The organism is Nonomuraea sp. NPDC050643, from assembly GCF_040654715.1.
GTDB lineage: Bacteria > Actinomycetota > Actinomycetes > Streptosporangiales > Streptosporangiaceae > Nonomuraea.
In genome coordinates this window covers 18,820-37,431 of sequence record NZ_JBFAIM010000103.1, presented here as the reverse complement: position 1 = coordinate 37,431, position 18,612 = coordinate 18,820, and the positions used below count along the sequence as shown (strand labels likewise).

9 protein-coding genes are annotated in these 18,612 nt (G+C 73.9%); 5 read left to right on the top strand and 4 right to left on the bottom strand.

The features are described 5' to 3' along the window. Window positions 1-219: 219 nt before the first annotated feature. Window positions 220-945, top strand: coding sequence for a phytanoyl-CoA dioxygenase family protein (locus tag AB0I15_RS62690; RefSeq protein ID WP_358119107.1), 726 nt, complete (start codon window positions 220-222; stop codon window positions 943-945). A 160-nt stretch (window positions 946-1,105) separates the two neighbouring features. Here the strand turns inward: AB0I15_RS62690 and AB0I15_RS62685 are convergent, their stop codons facing one another. Together AB0I15_RS62685 and AB0I15_RS62680 are read right to left on the bottom strand one after the other, a co-directional pair. Continuing rightward, the gene (locus AB0I15_RS62685) at window positions 1,106-1,963 is read right to left on the bottom strand and encodes a universal stress protein (RefSeq protein WP_358119106.1); all 858 of its coding nucleotides are present in this window, start codon (window positions 1,961-1,963) and stop codon (window positions 1,106-1,108) included. 107 nt (window positions 1,964-2,070) lie between these two features. Beyond that, window positions 2,071-2,418 (bottom strand): STAS domain-containing protein, encoded by a 348-nt coding sequence (locus AB0I15_RS62680; RefSeq protein ID WP_358119104.1) that lies wholly within the window; start codon window positions 2,416-2,418, stop codon window positions 2,071-2,073. Window positions 2,419-2,537: 119 nt separating this feature from the next. Between AB0I15_RS62680 and AB0I15_RS62675 the strand changes: the two genes are divergently transcribed. Beyond that, window positions 2,538-5,864, top strand: a complete 3,327-nt coding sequence (locus AB0I15_RS62675) for a SpoIIE family protein phosphatase (RefSeq protein ID WP_358119102.1) — start codon at window positions 2,538-2,540, stop codon at window positions 5,862-5,864. Between the two features lie 32 nt (window positions 5,865-5,896). Here the strand turns inward: AB0I15_RS62675 and AB0I15_RS62670 are convergent, their stop codons facing one another. Beyond that, entirely contained in the window at window positions 5,897-7,081 is a 1,185-nt protein-coding gene (locus tag AB0I15_RS62670) for an argininosuccinate synthase (RefSeq protein ID WP_358119100.1), read from the bottom strand. Further along, complete coding sequence (gene argH / locus AB0I15_RS62665) at window positions 7,078-8,625, bottom strand: argininosuccinate lyase (protein WP_358119098.1); 1,548 nt, start codon at window positions 8,623-8,625, stop codon at window positions 7,078-7,080. The genes AB0I15_RS62670 and argH overlap by 4 nt, the downstream gene beginning before the upstream one ends. A 208-nt stretch (window positions 8,626-8,833) precedes the next feature. Between argH and AB0I15_RS62660 the strand changes: the two genes are divergently transcribed. From AB0I15_RS62660 to AB0I15_RS62650, 3 genes are read left to right on the top strand one after another with little or no spacing between them, the layout of a single operon-like run. After that, window positions 8,834-13,846 carry an amino acid adenylation domain-containing protein gene (locus AB0I15_RS62660; protein WP_358119096.1) on the top strand — a complete coding sequence of 1,671 codons (5,013 nt, stop codon included), beginning with the start codon at window positions 8,834-8,836 and terminating at the stop codon, window positions 13,844-13,846. Further along, the gene (locus AB0I15_RS62655; protein WP_358119095.1) at window positions 13,843-18,423 is read left to right on the top strand and encodes an amino acid adenylation domain-containing protein; all 4,581 of its coding nucleotides are present in this window, start codon (window positions 13,843-13,845) and stop codon (window positions 18,421-18,423) included. Before AB0I15_RS62660 ends, AB0I15_RS62655 begins: the two co-directional genes overlap by 4 nt. Further along, window positions 18,420-18,608 carry an MbtH family NRPS accessory protein gene (locus AB0I15_RS62650; protein WP_358119093.1) on the top strand — a complete coding sequence of 63 codons (189 nt, stop codon included), beginning with the start codon at window positions 18,420-18,422 and terminating at the stop codon, window positions 18,606-18,608. The genes AB0I15_RS62655 and AB0I15_RS62650 overlap by 4 nt, the downstream gene beginning before the upstream one ends. The last annotated feature ends 4 nt before the right edge of the window (window positions 18,609-18,612 follow it).

Below are 18,612 nucleotides of genomic sequence, written 5' to 3'. Positions count from 1 at the left end.
TCCGCCGCTACATCGCCTGGCGAAACCGCAACACCGATAACCCTCGCCTACGCCGCATCGTGAAGAGGGCAAACGTGGCCTGACGCGGCACTAGGACAGCGGCGGACCTCCGGGCATCAGCCCGCAGGCCGACCTCGTGCCGGTGTCATCCCGTGGATGTACGGGCCCCGGCCCGTTCGTCCACGGAAAACCGGTGGACGCCGTGGTTATGGTGGCGCCGTGGACGACGTGAACATCGAGAGATTCATCGCCGACGGGTTCGCCAAGCTGGAGGCGGTCGTGCCGCGCGAGGTCGGAGACGCGGCCAGGGCGCTGGTGTGGCAGCGGATCGGCCTGTCGCCCGACGACCCCTCCGGGTGGCGGCGGCCCGTGGTGTGGTTCGCGGACCTGACCGGTGAGGGCCCCTTCGGGGAGCTCATGACCAGCCCGCGGCTGCGCCGGGCGCTGGACGAGGTGGCCGGGCCCGGCGGGTGGGTGCCGAGCGGCGCCCTCGGCAACATGCCGGTGCGCTTCCCCGGTGTGGCCCCGGCCGACGACCGGGGCTGGCACGTCGACGCCTCCCTGGGCCGGCCCGACGGCTCGTGGGCGGTGTCGGCGCGGCCGGAGACGATGCTGCTGCTGGTGCTGCTGTCGGAGGTGGGCGACGACGACGCGCCCACCCGCCTCAGGGTGGGCTCGCACCGTGACGCCGCCCAGGCGCTGGGCGAGCGGGTGCTCGACCCGTTCGAGGCCGGCCCGCTGGTGGACGCCGCGTCCGCGGACCGGCCGGTGGCGTACGCGACGGGACTGCCGGGCGACGTCTACCTGGTGCACCCGCTGACCGTGCACGCGGCCGACGTGCACCGGGGCACGCGGCCGCGGTTCATGGCCCAGACGCCGGTGTTCCTCACCACCCCGGTCGCACCCGGCGGCGGCAACGCCCTGGCGCGCGCCATGGGTGACTGACGCCGTGATCCACTCATCCGCCGGATGCCGCGCGACGTACAACAGGAGCCACCTATGAGGAGTTGACCGCGATGCGCATCACGCACATGAGACCGAGGCCGCGCCCCGCCCGCCCGGATCCCGGCCTGGACCTGCGGACCCCTTCCGGACGCAGGCTCCCCTACTGAGCCCGGACCACCGCCACCGGGCAGCGGGCGTGGTGCAGGACGCCGCGGCTGACCGAGCCCAGCAGGATCGAGCCCAGGGCGCCGCGCCCGTGCGATCCCACCACCAGCAGGTCGGCCTGGTCCGAGGCGGCGGTCAGCGCGTCCACCGGATGCGCCGCCGGAGCGTCCTCGGCCACCTCGACCTCCGGGTACGCCTTGCGCAGCGCCTCCACCCGATCACGGACGACCTGGTGCTGGGCCGCGCGGACCTCGTCCATGTCGTAGACAGCCTCCGGCGCGAACGCGTGCACCGGCGACCGCCAGGCGTGCACCGCCCGCAGCCGGCCGCCGCGCAGTTTGGCCTGTTCGAAGGCGTAGGCCAGCGCGGGCTCGCACTCCGGCGAGTCGTCCACTCCCACGACGACCTCCCCGCGCGCCTCCCGGGGCTCTCCCCTGACGACGACGACCGGGCAGCCGGCGTGCCCGGCCACGTACGTGCTGATCGAGCCCAGCAGCGCCCCGGCGAACCCGCCGAGACCCCGGCTGCCCACCACCAGCTCGGCGGCGTCCCCGGCCTGCTCGCACAGGACCACGGCGGGCGCGCCCTCCACGTCCTGTGCCGTCACCTCGACGTCGGGGTGACGCTCGCGGGCGAGCGCCTCCGCCTCGCGCAGCACCCGCTGCCCCTCGCGGACCAGCTCGTCCGGCAGGACGGTGCCGGGATAGGTGCCGGGATAACGGCCGATCTGGTACGGCGTGCGGTCCATCGCGTGCACGATCCGCAACGGCGCCCGCCTGCGTGCGGCGTCGCCGGCCGCCCACTCCACGGCGGCCCGCGAGGCCACCGACCCGTCCACTCCTACGATGATCATGCTGTCCTCCTTCGTCACCTCCCATCGCAGCGCGTGGAGCCCCCGCGGTCCAGGGCCGGAGGTCGGTCGCCTCAGGGCCGAAGGACCCGGGACCGCCGGGCCGGAGGTCAGCCGCCGAAGGCCAGGACGGCGGCGTCGACGTCGTTGTAGAGCGGCAGCCAGGTCGCCAGACCGGTCAGCCAGAGCACCTGTATCCGGGATGGGGAGGCGCCGGCGAAGGCGAGCCGGCCCGCGGCGGCCTCGGCGCGCCGGTGATGGTCGGTGATCATGCCGAGTGAGCCGGAGTCCATGAACGTCACCCCGGACAGGTCGAGGACGACGTGGTCACCGGGGGTGCGGAAGTACGCGCGCAGGCAACGGTCCAGCGAGGCCCTCGTCACCGTGTCGAGTTCGCCGCCGACGCTGATGACGGCGATGTCCCCGAGGTGATGGGTGGACAGTCGCAGGTCGTCCATTCGATGCTCCGTCAGTGACTCCCGCCGGTTGGGCACACTCGTGTTTACAGCAAGGCCCAGGGGGCGGGGAATAGACTTCGGAAAGTCGAGCCGCTTGCTCCGGGAGAAGCCAGGTGGTCATGTCCTCGAGGCCCTGCACGCCGCTCGAACCGGCGATGGAGGAGATGTTCGCCGCGGGCGGGTCGGTCGGCGCGCTGATGCGCGGGCATGACTGGGCCGCCACGCCGTTCGGCCCGGTCGGCGATTGGCCGCAGAGCCTGCGCAGCTCGCTGAGCATCTGCCTGGCCTGCCCGTTCCCCATGGTCATCTTCTGGGGGCCACGGCTGGCGCTGGTCTACAACGACGCCTACCTGTCGGTGCTGGGCGGCAAGCATCCCCGCTCGCTGGGGCAGCCGGCCGAGGAGTGCTGGCACGAGATCTGGCCGACGATCGGGCCGATGCTGGCCGGGGTGATGGAGCGGGGCAGGGCGACGTACTCCCACGATCTGCTGCTCATCCTGCAGCGGGGCGGCTTCCGTGAGGAGGGTTACTTCCGCTTCTCCTACAGCCCGATCCGCGACGAGTCCGGCGGGGTGGGCGGGGTGTTCTGCGCGGTCACCGAGACCACCGAGCGGGTGGTGGCCGAGCGGAGGCTGGCGATCGTGCGCGAGCTCGGCGAGCGGAGCACGAGCGCCGGCACCTCGGCGGCGCAGGCGTGCGTCCGCGCGGTCGAGGTGCTGTCGCGCCACCCGGCCGACGTGCCCTTCGCCCTGGTGTACTTGCTCGATCCGGACGGCGAGCGGGCCGAGCTGGCCGCGGCGGCCGGGTTGAGCCCGGGTGGCCCGCTGAGCCCCCTCCACGCCGCCGACGGCCCGTGGTCGCCGGCCGCCGCCCGGCGCGGGATCGTCGAGGTCGACTGCCCGCCGCTGCCCGAGCTGGCCGCGCTCGCCCGTGAGGGTTTCGACGCGCCCGGCCGCGCCCTGGTGCTGCCGATCACCCGGCCCGGCGCCGAGCAGCCCGCCGGCCTGCTGGTCGCGGGGGTCAACAGCGGCCGGCCGCTGGACGACAGTTGCCGCGACTTCACCGTGCTGGTGGCCGACCAGATCGCGGCCGCGATCGCCGACGCCACCGCCCTGGAGGCCGAACACCACCGGGCCGAGCAACTGGCGGCGCTCGACCAGGCCAAGACGATGTTCTTCTCCAACATCAGCCACGAGTTCCGCACCCCGCTGACGCTGCTGCTCGGCCCCACCGAAGACCTGCTGGCCGAGCAGGAGTCGCTGCGCGCGGCCGATCGTGAGCGGGTCGCGATGATCCACCGCAACGCGCTGCGGCTGCTCAAGCTGGTCAACACGCTGCTCGACTTCTCGCGGGCCGAGGCCGGCCGCGTCCAGCCGAGGCTGGAGCCGGTCGACCTGGCCGCGCTCACCGCCGAGCTGGCCAGCCTGTTCCAGGTTCCGCTGGAGCGCAGCGGGCTGAGGCTGATCTGCGACTGCCGGCCGCTCCCCCAGCCGGTCGCCGTGGACCGGGACATGTGGGAGAAGATCATCCTGAACCTGCTGTCCAACGCCTTCAAGTTCACGCTGCGCGGCCAGGTCACCGTCCGTCTCGACACGGTGGGCGAGCGGGCCCGCCTCGTCGTGGCCGACACCGGCGTGGGCATCCCGGCCGAGGAGCTGCCGCGCCTGTTCGACCGCTTCCACCGCGTGGCCGGCACGGCGGCCAGGAGCGAGGAGGGCAGCGGCATCGGCCTGTCGCTGGTACGCGAGCTGGTCCACCAGCACGGCGGCACGATCGAGGTCGACAGCGCGGTCGGCAAGGGCTCGGCCTTCACCGTGCTGCTGCCCCTCGGCCCCGGGGCGGCGTCCCCCGTCGCCTCCGCCGAGCCCCGCAGGGCGGCCACGTCGACCGCCTACGTGCAGGAGGCCATGAGCTGGACTCCCCCGGCCCCGACCGGCCACGGCCCGGCCCCCGAGGTGCTGATCGTCGATGACAACGCCGACATGCGGGCCCACCTGTGCCATGTCCTGTCGCCGCAGTGGCGGGTGCGGGCGGTCTCCGACGGGCGGGCCGCGCTCCTGGAGATCGGCCAGGCGCCTCCCGAGCTCGTGCTGACCGACGTGATGATGCCCCACCTCGACGGCTTCGGCCTGCTCAAGGCGCTGCGCTCGGACGAGGACACCCGGCACATCCCGGTGATCATGCTCTCGGCGCGCGCCGGCCAGGAGGCCGCCATCGAAGGGCTGGAGGCGGGGGCCGACGACTATCTGATCAAGCCGTTCACCACGGCCGAGCTGACCGCGCGGGTCCGTACCCATCTGAGCATCGCCCGCCAGCGGTCCGAGGCGGCCGCGCGCGTCACCTCGCTCGCCGACATCGCCCAGCGGCTCAACGCCGGCCTCGACCCGGCCGTGACCGGCCGGATCCTGGGTGAGGAGATCGTGCCCGCCTTCGCCGGCGGGTGCGCCGTCTGGCTGTACGCCGACGACGACGATGACGACGGCCCGGCCCTGCCGCGCTGCCTGCACCGGACCGACTCCGCCGGCCTGCCCGGCCCCGACCGCGCCGCCCTGCTCCAGCCGCCCCTGCCCACGGATCCGGCAGCGCTGCCGCTCCGCCACCGCGACCGGGTCATCGGCGTGGTGACCCTGGTGGCGCCCACCGCCGCCGCCTCCCACCCCGCGCAGCGGCCCTTCCTGCACGATCTGATCGACCGCGCGGCCCTCGCCCTCGACAACGCCGCCCACTACGACCGCGCGCACCGCATCGCCGTGCAGTTGCAGCGCTCCCTGCTCCCGCCGGCGCTGCCCGCCCACCCCGGCGTGCGCCTGGCCGGCCGCTACCAGCCCGGCGCCGTCGGCCAGTACGTCGGCGGCGACTGGTACGACGCGCTCTCCCTGGCCGGCGGCCGCCTCGCACTCGTCATCGGCGACGTGATGGGACGCGGCCTCACCGCCGCCGCCCTGATGGGGCAACTGCGCACGGCCATCGCCGCGTACGCCCTGGAGGACCTGCCCGCGGCGCTGCTGCTCGACCGCCTCAACCAGTTCCTCAACACCAGGGCGCAGCGGCAGTTCACCACACTGTGCTACGCGATCTACGACCCGGCCGTCCACCGGCTCCAGATCAGCAACGCCGGCCATCTGCCCCCGCTGCTCATCCCGCCGACCGGCCCCGCCCACCTCCTCCAGGTCCACCACGGCCTGATCCTCGGCGCCGACCCCGGCTTCGGCTACACCAGCCAGACCTTCACCCTGCCGCCGGGCTCCACCCTGCTGCTCTACACCGACGGGCTGGTCGAAACCCGCCATCAGCCCCTGGCCGAGCGGCTCTCCGCCCTGTGCGAGGCCCTGTCGGGCCACGGCGCCGACCCGCAGGACGTGTGCGACCGGGCGATGGACGCCATGGCGGCGCACGACTCCAGGGACGACATCGCCCTGCTGGCCGTGCACCTGCCGCGCGGCTAGCCACCCCCGGAGCCCGGAACCACCCGGATCGGCTATGGCGCGAGCTGGGCGCCCCTGATCGGCAGCGACCACACGTAGGCGAAGCCCGCGCCGGCCTGGTGGTCGAAGGTGTCGCCCGCCTCGTAGGTGGCCAGCGCGTCGCTGTAGCGGGAGTACGGCGAGCGGCGGCCGACGATCGTGCACGTCCCCTTGTACAGCTCGACGGTCACCTCACCGGTCACCTGCGGCTGCAGCGTGGAGACGAAGCCGTCCAGGGCGCGCCGCAGGTCGGAGAACCAGTAGCCGTAGTAGGCGAGCTCGGCGTACCGCTGCGCGAGGCCCTGCTTGTGGTGCAGCGTCTCACGGTCGAGGACGATCGCCTCCAGTTCCTCGTGCGCGGCCATCAGCACGGTCGCGGCCGGCGCCTCGTAGATGCCACGGGTCTTGAAGCCCACGACCCGGCTCTCGACGATGTCCACCCGCCCCACGCCGTGGCCGGCGGCGATCGCGGTCAGGCGGCTCACCAGGTCCGCCAGCTCCAGCTTGTCGCCGTCGAGCGAGACGGGGACCCCGCCGTCGAACCCCACGGTGACGCGCTCGGCCCGGTCGGGGGCGAGCTTGGGGTCGGCGGTGAGCTGCCAGGCGTGGCAGGGCGGCGGCCGGTCGATGTCGTCCAGCTCACCGCACTCGATGCTGGTCCCCCAGATGTTGGTGTCGATGCTGTACGGGTTCTCCTTGCTGACCGACACCTCGATCCCGTGCTCCCGGGCGTAGTCCAGCTCCGCCTCGCGGGTGGTCAGCTCCCAGTCGATGACCGGCGCCAGCACCCGCAGGCGCGGGTCGAGGGCGGTCGCGCTGGTGTAGAAGCGCACCTGGTCGTTGCCCTTGCCGGTGGCCCCGTGCGCCACGGCGTCCGCGCCCTCGGCGTGCGCGATCTCGACCATGCGCTGGGCGATCAGCGGCCGGGAGAGCGGCGCGGCCAGCAGGTACTTGTTCTCGTAGCGCGCGTGCGCCTGCAGGGCGGGCAGCGCGAAGTCCTTCAGGTACCGGTCGGTGAGCGGCTCCACGTAGACCTTCGAGGCGCCGGTGCGCAGCGCCCGCTCCTTCACGGTCTCCAGAGACTCGAGCTGGCCGATGTCCGCGCAGAACGCGATGATCTCCGCGTCGTGGCGCTGCTTGAGCCAGTGCAGGGCCACGGACGTGTCGAGGCCGCCGGAGTAGGCCAGAACGATCTTCATATGAGGTCTCCATCGATCGTGGGCAGGTCGGAAACGATCCGGTCGAGGGTCTTGCCGACGTCGGCGCCGGCGATGACGTCGCGGGCCCCGGCGAAGGCGGCCTCGTACGCGCCGGACAGCCGCCGCCGGGTCTCGTCGAGCCAGTCGGCGTGGGCGGTCACGGCCGCGCGCAACTCGGCGCGCACCACCGTGACGCTCTGCGGCGAGGTGCCGCCGGGGCTGATGTAGCCGGACACCGCCGCCCTGGGCGCGAAGATACGGGCGAGCACGGGCTCGGCCACGGGATGCCCGGACTCGGCGAGGATCTCGGCGCCGGCGGCCGTGTCCCGTAGCGTGGCGCCCCGCTTGATGAGGGCCGCGACGAGCGCGCCGCTGACGTGGTGCGCCTCGCGGAAGGGCAGCCCCCGCTCGGCGACCAGGTGGTTGGCCAGCTCGGTGGCCGTGGAGAAGTTGTCCCAGCACAGCTCCTCGCCGCGGGCGCCGTCGAAGCGCAGCCCCCGGGTCTGACCGGCCACGATGCGCAGGGTGGACAGGTAGGCGTCGATGGCGTGCCACAGGTATGGCTTGTCCTCCTGGAGGTCGCAGCTGTAGCCGAGGGTCACCCCCTTGGCCATGGTGAGGAGCTGGACGAGGGTGCCCGCGGTGCGTCCGGCCCGGCCCCTGGCCAGCTCGGCGACGACCGGATTCTTCTTCTGCGGCATGATCGAGCTGCCGGTGGCGTACGCGTCGGACACCTCGACCAGGCTGTACTCGTGCCCGCTCCACATGACGATCTCCTCGGCCATGCGCGACAGGTTGTTGCCGCCGATCGCGAAGGCCGCGGCGCTCTCGATGAGATGGTCGCGGGCGCTGGTGGCGTCCAGCGCGTGACCGAGCACCCGCCGGAAGCCGAGCAGCCGGGCCGTGACCTCGCGGTCGAGCGCGAAGGACGTCCCGGCCAGCGCGCACGCGCCCAGCGGTGACTCGTCCGTGCGCTCGAACGCGCCCCGCAGCCGGCGCACGTCCCGCAGGAGCATGCTGGCGTGCGCGGTCTTCCAGAAGGCGACGGAGATCGGCTGGGCGGCCTGGCTGTGGGTGTAGCCGGGCAGGATCGCGAGCAGCTCCTCCTCGGGGAAGCCCAGCAGCTCACGGACGAGCTCCAGGTTGGCCGAGACCGCGTCGAGCTGGACCCGCCGCAGGTACATGCGGGTGTCCGTGGCCACCTGGTCGTTGCGGGAGCGCGCGGTCTGCAGATGGCCGCCGACCTCCCGCCCCACGTCCTCGATGACCTGCTGCTCGATGTTGAAGTGCACGTCCTCGAGCTCCGGGCGCAGCCGCAGCTCGCCGCGCTCACTGCGGTCCCACAGGCGCAGCAGCGAGCCGAGCAGGGGCCGCGTCACCTCGTCGGTGACGATGCTCTGGGCGCCCAGCATCAGCACGTGCGCGATGTCCTGCCACAGGTCCGCGAAGACGAGCCGCTCGTCCACGTCCACGGTCAGCGTGTAGTCGAGCACGTCCTGAGTGATGTCCTCATCAAAACGCCCGCCCCATAACTTGTCAGTCATCTCTCGTTCCTTTTTTTGGATATTCCGGCACACTGCGAGACTAATGAAAAGAGCCACTTCGACCCATTAGCAGTTGTGATGAAAAGAACGCCGGAGTGGCCTCAAGGGGATTGTCACAAGTCACGAAGACAGCGTGTGAGGCGGCTGGCATGCTGGTCGGCGGCAACGCGGGACGTTGCCGAAGCATGATCGACGACCAGGAGGACGTGTGGACACCAAGCCCGGTGACGCCACTGAATTGCCGTATTCTTTGTGCGCCGCGCTCGCCGAATCGTTAAGAACCGGCGGCGATCGAATTGCCGTGCGCACGGGCGCCGCGCAACTTACTTATCGGCAATTACGCGACCGTGCGCTGCGCGTCGCGGCACGCGTCGGCGACCCGGCCGGCCCCACCGGGGCGCAGACGGTGGTCGCCGTCATGCTGCCCCGGGGCGAGGAGTTGATCGCCGCGCTGACCGGCGTCCTGCTGTCCGGCGCCGCCTTCCTGCCGGTGGACCCGCACCTGCCGCTCGACCGCAGGACGCGCATGCTGGCCACCGCCGACCTGTGCCTGACCGACGCGGCGGGGGCCGCCGTCGCGGGGCGGGCTGGGGTTCCGCTGCTGCCCGCGACCAGAACCGCCCCCGCTGGAACGTTCCCGCATCCCGAGCAGCTCGCCTACGTGCTGTTCACCTCGGGCACCACCGGCACCCAGAAGGCCGTCGAGGTCCCGCACCGCGCGCTCGGCGCGCACGCCGAGGCCGTCAGGGCGGCGTACGCGCTCGGCCCCGACGACCGGGCCCTGCAGTTCGCCACCATCAGCTTCGACGTGGCGCTGGAGGAGATCTTCCCGACCCTGCTGGCCGGAGGCACGCTCGTGCTCGCGCCGGCCGCCGAGAGCGGCACGGCGATCAGCACCGAGCAGCTCGCCGGCCTCCTCGACCGCGAGCGGGTCACGGTCGCCAACCTGCCCACCCCCTACTGGGAACAGTGGGTACGCGACCTCGACCAGGGCGGCGGCGCCGTACCCTCCTCGCTGCGCCTGCTCGTCATCGGCAGCGACATGGGCCGGGCCGCGACGCTGGCCACCTGGCGCCGGTTCAGCCGGATCGAGACGATCAACGCCTACGGCCTCACCGAGACGACCATCACCTCTGCCACGCACCCGCTGACCGGCGACGGTGAGAATGCGGGTGAGGGGGCGACCCTGCCCGTCGGCACGGCCGTCCGGGGCACCGAGGTGCTCGTGCTCGACGAGAACCTGGACCGCGTCCCGGCCGGGCAGCCCGGTGAGGTGCACATCGGCGGGGCCGGGGTGGCGCTCGGCTACCGCGGCGACCCCCGGCTCACCGCCGACAGGTTCGTGCCCGACCCCTGGTCCGGGCGGCCGGGAGCGCGCCTGTACCGCACCGGCGACCGCGGCGTCCTCGACGCCCGCGGCGTGCTGCGGATCCTCGGCCGGGCCGACGGCCTGGTGAAGATCCGGGGCCAGCGCGTGCACCCGCAGGAGGTCGTCCGGCACCTGTGCGCCCACCCCGAGGTGGCCGCCGCCCACGCGCGCGCCGAGGCCGGCGACGACGGTGACACCAGGCTGGTCGCGTACGTCGTGCCGGTCGACCCCCACTGCGTGCCCACCGCGGGCAGGCTGCGCGAACACCTGGCGCGGTCCCTGCCGCCCGGGCACCTGCCCAGCCGCTACGTCGTCGTGGACGCGCTGCCGCTGCTGCCCAGCGGCAAGATCGACGCGGACGCCCTGCCCAAGTCCCAGCTCTGGCGGCGCGCCGACGACGTGCCCTTCCGCGCGCCGGTCACGGCCACCGAGATCGAGCTGGCCGAGCTGTGGGGCCGGACGCTGCGCGTGGAGCGGGTCGGCGCCGACGACTCGTTCTTCGACCTCGGCGGTCACTCCCTGGCCGCCGTGCAGATCATCAACCGGATCCGCGCCCACTGGCCGGTCGAGCTCACCGTCGGCGACCTGATGGCGCACCCGACGGTCACCGCGCTGGCCGCGCTCGTCGATCGGGGCGGTTCGCGCGCCGACGCCGCGCTGCCCCCGATGGAGCGCGGCGGTGACGACGACCGCGTGCCGCTCACCGCGCAGCAGCAGCAGGTCTGGTTCCTCGACCGGCTCTCCCCCGGCAACATCGCCTACCACGCGCAGACGACGATGCGGGTCGTCGGCGACCTCGACCTGGACGCGCTGCGGCGCGCGGTCGGCGTCATCACCGTCCGCCAGTCGATCTTCCGGACCACCTTCCACGACGAGGACGGGGTGCCGTTCCAGCGGGTGCACGCCGAGGGCCCGATGCCGGTCCACCTCGTGGACCTGTCCGCGGTGCCGGAGCCGGAGCGCCGGGCCAGGGTGGAGGAGCTGGTCGTCCGTGACATGACCACGCCGTTCGACCTCGGCCGGCTGCCGCTGGTGCGGTGGACGGTCGTCCGGCTCGGCCCGGACGTCCACGAGATCATCCTGGTGGAGCACCACTTCGTCCACGACGGCTGGTCGTTCGGGCTGCTGATGCGTGAGCTGCGCGCCGCCTACACCGCCGAGGTGACCGGCGAGCCGGCGGGGCTGCCCGAGGCCGGGTTCCAGTACGCCGACTACGCCCGCTGGCAGCAACGGGCCCTGTCCGGCGCGGGCATGCGGCACCGGCGCGACCACTGGGCCGCGACCCTGGCGGGCAGCCCGCCGGCGGTGTCGCTGCCCACCACGAAGGCCCGTTCGACGCCGCAGAGCTTCGACGGCGGCATGGTGCGGCTGGAGGTGTCGGCGCGGACCGTCGCCGCGCTCCGCGAGCTCGCGCGGACCCACCACACCACGCTGTTCAGCGCCATGCTCGCCGGCTTCTACGCCACGCTGTGGCGCTACACCCGCCAGGACGACCTCGCGGTCGGCTCGGCGTTCGGCAACCGCCAGCCCGCCGAGACCGAGGACGTCATCGGCATGTTCGTCAACGCGGTCGTGCTGCGCTGCGACGCGGGCGGCGATCCCACCTTCGCCGAGCTGCTGCGCCGCAGCTCCGAGACCGTGCGGGCGGCCACCGCGAACCAGGAGTTCCCCTTCCTGGAGCTGGTGCGCGCGCTCAACCCCGACCGCGACCCGGCGGCCAACCCCTACTTCCAGATCATGTTCAGCGCCAACGACGCCCGGATGCCCGACCTGGAGCTGCCCGGCTGCTCGGCGACGGTGTACGAGCGCGACAACGGCTCGGCGAAGGTCGACCTCAACGTGGTGGTCATCCCGAGGGCCGAGGCCGAGCCGGGCGCGGACGGCCGCTTCGACGGGCGGGTCACGCTGCTGTGGGAGTTCAACAGCGACCTGTTCGCCAAGGAGTTCATCGCCGAGGTGGCGGAGTCGTACCTGCACCTGCTGGCCGCGATGGCCGGCGACCCCGGCGCGCGCCTCAGCGAGGTGGACCTGGTGGACGCGGGGAGCCGGGCCCGGCTGCTCGCGCTGGGCACGGGCCCGCAGGCCAGGCCGGCGGCGGGGTTCGCCGCGCTGTTCGCCGGTGTGGTGGCGCGGACCCCGCACGCGCCCGCGATCAGCACGACGGCCGGGACGCTCACGTACGCGGAGGTCGCCGATCGGGCCCGGTCGATCGCCCGGCTGCTCGACGGTTCGGCCGCCGACGACGGCGCGCCCGTCGGCGTCCTGCTGCGCCGCACGCCGCTCGCGTCGATCGCGCTGCTGGGCACGCTGCTGTCCGGCCGTGGTTACCTGCCGCTCGATCCCGCCCATCCGGCCGAGCGCATCGCGTACATGCTGGCGGACTCGGGCACGCGCCGGGTCCTGGTCGAGCCCGGCACGGCCGGGCTGCTGCCGCCGGGCGACTGGGAGGCCGTCGACGTCACCGTGCTCGCACCCGCGCCCGGCCATCCGTTCCGGCCCGCGCACCCGGCCGCGACCGCGTGGGTCATGTACACCTCGGGCAGCACCGGCCGTCCCAAGGGCTGCCGGGTGACGCACGCCAACCTCGACCACTTCGTGCGCTGGACGCTCGCGGACACCCCGGACGGGCTGATGGAGCGCACGCTCGCCGCGACGGCGCTGACGTTCGACGTCTCGGTGCATGAGCTCCTGCCGACGCTGGCGGGCGGGAAGACGGTCGTGCTCGTGGACGACCTGTTCGCGCTGCCGTCGCTGCCGGAGCACCTGGTCCCCACGCAGATCAACGTGGTCGGCAGCATGCTCGCCGAGGTGCTGCGCGAGGGCGCGATCCCGGCGGGCGTGCGCTCGGTCAACTTCGAGGGCGAGGCCGGCACCGCGCCGCTCGTCCGGATGGTGGAGGAGGCCGGCGTGCCACTGGTGCGCAACCTGTACGGCCCGACCGAGACGACCGTGTTCGTCACCGGCGGCCCGGTGACCGCCGACCCCGGCCGGCCCTGGCCGCTCGGCGAGCCGGGGGCCGAGGTCCAGGCCTACGTCGTGGACCAGGACGGGCTGCTGCTGCCACGCGGTGTCGAGGGCGAGCTGGCCATCGGGGGCGACGGCGTCAGTGACGGCTACGTCGGCCGTCCCCGTCTCACCGCCGGGTGCTTCGTCCCCGACCCGTACGGCACGCGCCCCGGCGGCAGGCTCTACCTGACCGGCGACCGGGCCCGGTGGGCGCTGGACGGCCGGCTCGAGTACCTGGGCAGGCGCGACCACCAGGTCAAGATCCGTGGCCTGCGCATCGAGCTCGGCGAGATCGAGCAGGTGCTGGGCACGCATCCGGCCGTCGCGGCCGCGTACGTCGTGGTGCGCGGCGAGGCTCCCGCGCAGACCCTGGTGGCCTACGTGCGGCCGGCCACCGGCACACCGCCGTCCGCCGGCGACCTCACCGCGCACGCCGCCCGCAAACTGCCCTCGGGCCTGGTGCCGTCGCGTTACGTCCTGCTCGACGAGATCCCGCTCACCACCTCCGGCAAGATCGACCGGGCCCGGCTGCCGGAACCACCGGACACGGCCGCCCCCGACACGGGCACAGGCACGGGCACAGAGCCGGACGACGCGGAGTGGACCACGCTGGAGCGCGTGCTGAGCGGCATCTGGGCCGACGTGCTCGACGTGCCCCAGGTGAACCGGCACGACAACCTGTTCCTGCTGGGCGGGCACTCGCTCGCGGTGCTGCGGATCCGCCATCGGATCAAGGAGTCGACCGGCGTGGACCTCCCGGTCGCCGCCTTCTTCGCGCACCCGACGGTCGCCGAGCTGGCCGGTCACCTGGCCCTGGTCCCGCTCGCCGAGGAGGTCCCGGCATGACCGGCGCGACCGCCCGTGTGCCGCTGACCCCGGCGCAGCTCGGGCTCTGGTTCGGCGAGCAGTGGGAGCGCGAGACGCGGCCGGACGACGGCGCGGCGCTCTACCACATCAACGCCTCGCTGCGGGTGCGCGGCCCGCTCGACGCGGACGTGCTGCACCGGGCGCTGACGGCCCTGCTCGACCGGCACCCCATCCTGCGCGGCCACGTCGTCGCGGGCGAGCGGCCCGCGCTGGAGGACGGCGGCCCGGTCGTGCTCGCAATGCCGGTCGTGGACTTCTCGCCGTCGCCACACACCGCGCTGGAGATGGCGCGGGCCAGGCTCGCCCAGGAGGTGGGCCGGCCGTTCGACCTGTCGCGCGGCCCGCTGTTGCGCGCGGCGCTGCTGCGGCTGGCCGCCGATGATCACGTGCTGGTCCTGGTGGTGCACCACCTGGTGTGCGACGGGCTGTCGCTGCGGCTGCTGTATCGCGATCTCGGCCTGCTCTACCGGGATGCCGCCGTCGAAGCGCCCGCGTCGTGGTTCGCGCGGGACACGACCGTGCCGCCCGGCCACGAGGAGGCGCTGCGCTACTGGGAGGAGCTGCTGCGCGGCGCTCCCGAGGTGCTCGACCTGCCGGCGGACCGGGCCCGGCCCGAGGGCGGCGGCAGCGCGGGCGCCGCGCTGCGGCGGCCGGTACCGCCCGAGTTGTGGCGGCGGCTGCTGGCGGCGTGTGCGCGGTGGCGGGTGACGCCGTACATGGTGGTGCTCGCCGCGTACGCGGTCCTGCTGGCGCGGCTGACCGGGCAGCGCGACCTGGTGATCGGGTCGCCGTCGTCGGGGCGCACGTCGATGGAGGACGCCGACACCGTCGGCATGTTCGTCACCACCACCCCGCTGCGGCTGCGCGTCGGGCCCGGCGACACGGTCCTCGACCTGCTCGACCAGGTCCGGGCCCGCGTCCTGGAGACGATGCGGTACGGCGGCGTCGGCTTCGAGGAGCTGGTGGACCGGCTGCGCCTGCCGCGTTCGACGGCGTACGCGCCGATCGTGCAGGTGGTGTGCGGGCTCGGCCAGCTCGACGTGATCGCCCCCGAGTTCGGGGCCGGATTCACCGCCGGGCGCATGCTGACGCCGTGCACGAACGCCAAGTTCGAGCTCGGCCTCGACATGGAGGTCACCGAGACCGGGGTCGTCGCCGACTGGGAGTACCGCACGGACCTGTTCGACGAGGGCACGGTGGCCGCGCTGGCCGGGGCGTACACGGCCCTGCTGGAGTCCTTCGCGGCCGACGAGGGCGGCGGGCTGGTGCGCGATCTGGACGCCGGCGGGAGCGGCAGCCTGCTGTTCGGGCCGTCCCGGGCCGAGGGGCCGGTCCTGCCGACCCGGGTGCCGGTGACGGTGCAGTTCGCCGAGCGGGCGGCCCTGCGCCCCGGCGCCGTCGCGGTCCGGACCGACCGGGGCGACGAGGTGAAGTACGGCGAGCTCGACCGCCTGGCCGGAGCGCTGGCCACGCGGATCCAGGCGGCGGGCGCGGGCCCGGAGGACACCGTGCTGCTCGCCCTGCCACGCGGGGTGAGCTGGGCCGTCGCCGTGCTCGGCACCTGGTACGCCGGCGCCGCCATCGTCCCCCTTGACCTCACCCTGCCCGACCAGCGGCTGCGCGCGATGGCCGAGGCCGCCGGCGTGCGGGTCGGGCTCGCCGAGTCCCCCGAGGCGGCCAAGGACGTGGCGGAGCGGCTCGGCCTCGACGTCGAGCTCACCTGGCTGGACCTGGACGGCCTCGACGAGGTCACCCGGCAGCCGCCCGCCACGCTGCTCGGCTCGCTGGCGTACGTGCTGTTCACCTCGGGCTCGACCGGGCTGCCCAAGCCGGTGGCGGTCGGCCACGACGCGCTCGCGTTCTACACCAGCGTCTTCGCCGAACGGCTCGCGATCACCGCCGACGACGTGTTCCTGCAGTTCTCCGCGCTGACCTTCGACGTCTGCTTCGAGGAGACGATGCCGGTGTGGTGCCTGGGCGGCGCGGCGCTGCTGCTGGAGGACAACAAGATCGCCCCGGTGGACCTGGAACGGGTCCTCGCCGACGGCGGGGGCACGCTGGCCGACTTCACCAGCTCCTACTGGGCCGAGTGGGCCCGCGACCTGGAACGCCGGCCGCGACCTCTCCCCGCCTCGCTGCGCACCGTGGTGATCGGCGCGGAGGCGGGCTACGTGGCCGACCTCGAACGCTGGTCGGAGCGCACCGGCGTGCCGGTGGTGAACGCGTACGGGCTGACCGAGACCCTGATCACCTCGACCACCCACACCGGCTCGGTGAGCGACGGCCGGCTCGGCCCGGTGCTGCCCATCGGCCTGCCGATGCGCGGCATGAGCGCCTACGTGCTCGACGCGGACCTGTGGCCGGTCGCGCCGGGCCTGGCGGGCGAGCTGTACATCGCCGGCCCCGCCCTGGCCCGGGAGTATCCCGGCCTGCCCGCCGCGACGGCGCAGCGGTTCCTGCCGGACCCGTTCGCCGGCGAGCCGGGCGCGCGCATGTACCGCACCGGTGACCGGGCCAAGGTCGACGCCGACGGTGTGCTGCGCTTCGTCGGCCGGGTGGACGGCCAGATCAAGGTACGCGGCCACCGGGTCGAGCTGCGCGAGGTCGAGGTGGCGGTCGCCGCCCATCCCGACGTCGAGGAGGTCGTGGCCCGCGCGGTGCGTACCGACGGCTCGCACGAGGTGATCGCCTACGTGGTCCCCCGGCCCGGCGGCACGCTCGACACCGGCGACCTGCGGCGCTTCCTCGTCGAGCGCATACCGGGCTACCAGGTGCCCGCCTACCTGGTCGAGCTGGCCGAGCTGCCGCGCACGGCGGGCGGCAAGCTGGTGCCGAGCGCGTTGCCCGAGCCCGTACGCGGGCGGGGCCCGGCCGGTGCCGCCCCGCCGGACGACCGGCAGGCGGCGCTCCTGCGCGTCTGGTGGGAGGTGCTCGGCCGGGAGGATCTCGCGGCCGACGACAACTTCTTCGCCGTCGGCGGCGACTCGATCTCCAGCATCCGCATGGTCTCGCTGGCCAGGGCGGCGGGGATGCCGTTCACCGTACGGGACGTGTTCGCCCACCAGACGGTCCGCGAACTGGCCGGGGCGCTCGGCGCGACCTGGACGCCCCGGGAGAGCGAGCCGCCGGCGGCCCGGCCGGTCGCCCGGGGGTTCCGGCTGCCCGAGACCGCCCACGTCGGCATCGGCGGCGCGGACCGGCCGGCGCTGCTGGCCGGGCTGCTCGACGCCGAGCGCGTCGAACCGGCCGGGCCGATGCAGCGCTGGGGCCTCAGCCGGCTGCGCCACCGGCCCCGGCCCGGGATGTACCGCGTGTACGAGGCGTTCGACGTCAGCGGCACCGACGTGGACGTGGACCTGCTGATCCTGGCCTGGCACGCGCTGGTCGAGCACCACCCGGCCCTGCGCACCTCGCTGCACGCGCACGACGGCACGGACCTTCAGGTGGTGCACCGCAACGCCGCCCTCCGCGTACGCCGCCACGACCTCGGCGGGCTCGGCACGGCCGAGGCGGTCGCGGCGGTCGACCGGCACCTGGAGGACGTCGGGAGCGCCCCGGCCGACCCCCGGCGCCGCTGCCAGGTCGAGCTGACCGTGTTCGACCTCGGGCCCGGATCGGCCTACCTGGTGTGGGACTACTGCTACCTCAGCCTCGACGGCTGGTCGTTCTCGGCGCTGCTGCGGGACCTGTTCGACCTGCACGACGGGTTCCGCGCCGGGGAGCCGGTCACCCTGGCCACCCGGCCGGAGCCCGGGACGATCGCCCGCAGGCAGGCGGAGCACGACCTGGCCGCCGCGCGGTCGTACTGGACCGGCAGGCTCGCCGGGACGCCGCGCGGACTGGTCGCCGGCGGGCTCGGGCCCGGTTCCGAAGGCGGCGCGCCGCACGCCGACCAGCGCCTCTGGCTGCCCGCCGAGCGCACGGCGCTGCTGAGCCGGCGGGCCGCCGAGGCGGGGCTGACGCTGCACACGCTGGTGCAGGGCGCGTACGCGATCGCGCTCGGCCACGCGCTCGGGACCGGCGACCTGGTCTTCGGCACGGTCGTCTCGGGCCGCACGGCGGCGGTCGAGGGCGTGGAGGACGTCGTGGGCTGCCTCAACAACCGGCTGCCCGTCCGCGTCGCCATCGACCCCGGGGCGCGCTGCGCCGGCTGGCTGCGCGGCCTGCAGGAGCGTCACGCCGAGGCGGCCGCGTTCGAGCACGTCTCCCCCTTGGACGTGCAGCGCTGGTGCGGGATCGCCGACGCCGACCGGCTCTACGACTCGGAGATCGTCGTCGAGAACTTCCCGTTCGAGGGGCGCCTGCAGTCGCGGCTGGCGGGCTGGAACCCGATCGCGAACGGCGCCGCCGGCGACGAGACGCTGCGGCTGGTCGTCTGGCCGGACCCGGCCCTGCTGCTGAAGGTGAGCTATTACCGCGACGCGGTGTCGGACGAGCGCGCCGTGCACCTGCTGCACCACGTCAGGCGCGTCCTCGACGCCCTGGCCGACGGACTGGACCGGCCGGTCGCCGACCTGCCGGCCGCGACATCGATCGATCAAGAGGAGTGCCCATGAGCGACTACCGCGTGGTCCGCAACGACGAGGACCAGTACTCGATCTGGCCCGCCGGCCGTGCCCTGCCCCTCGGCTGGACCGAGGAGGGCACCGTCGGCGACCGCGAGACGTGCCTGGACCGGATCGAGCAGGTGTGGACCGACATGCGTCCGCGTTCCTTGCGCGAGCACCTTGCCGCCGGCTGAGCCC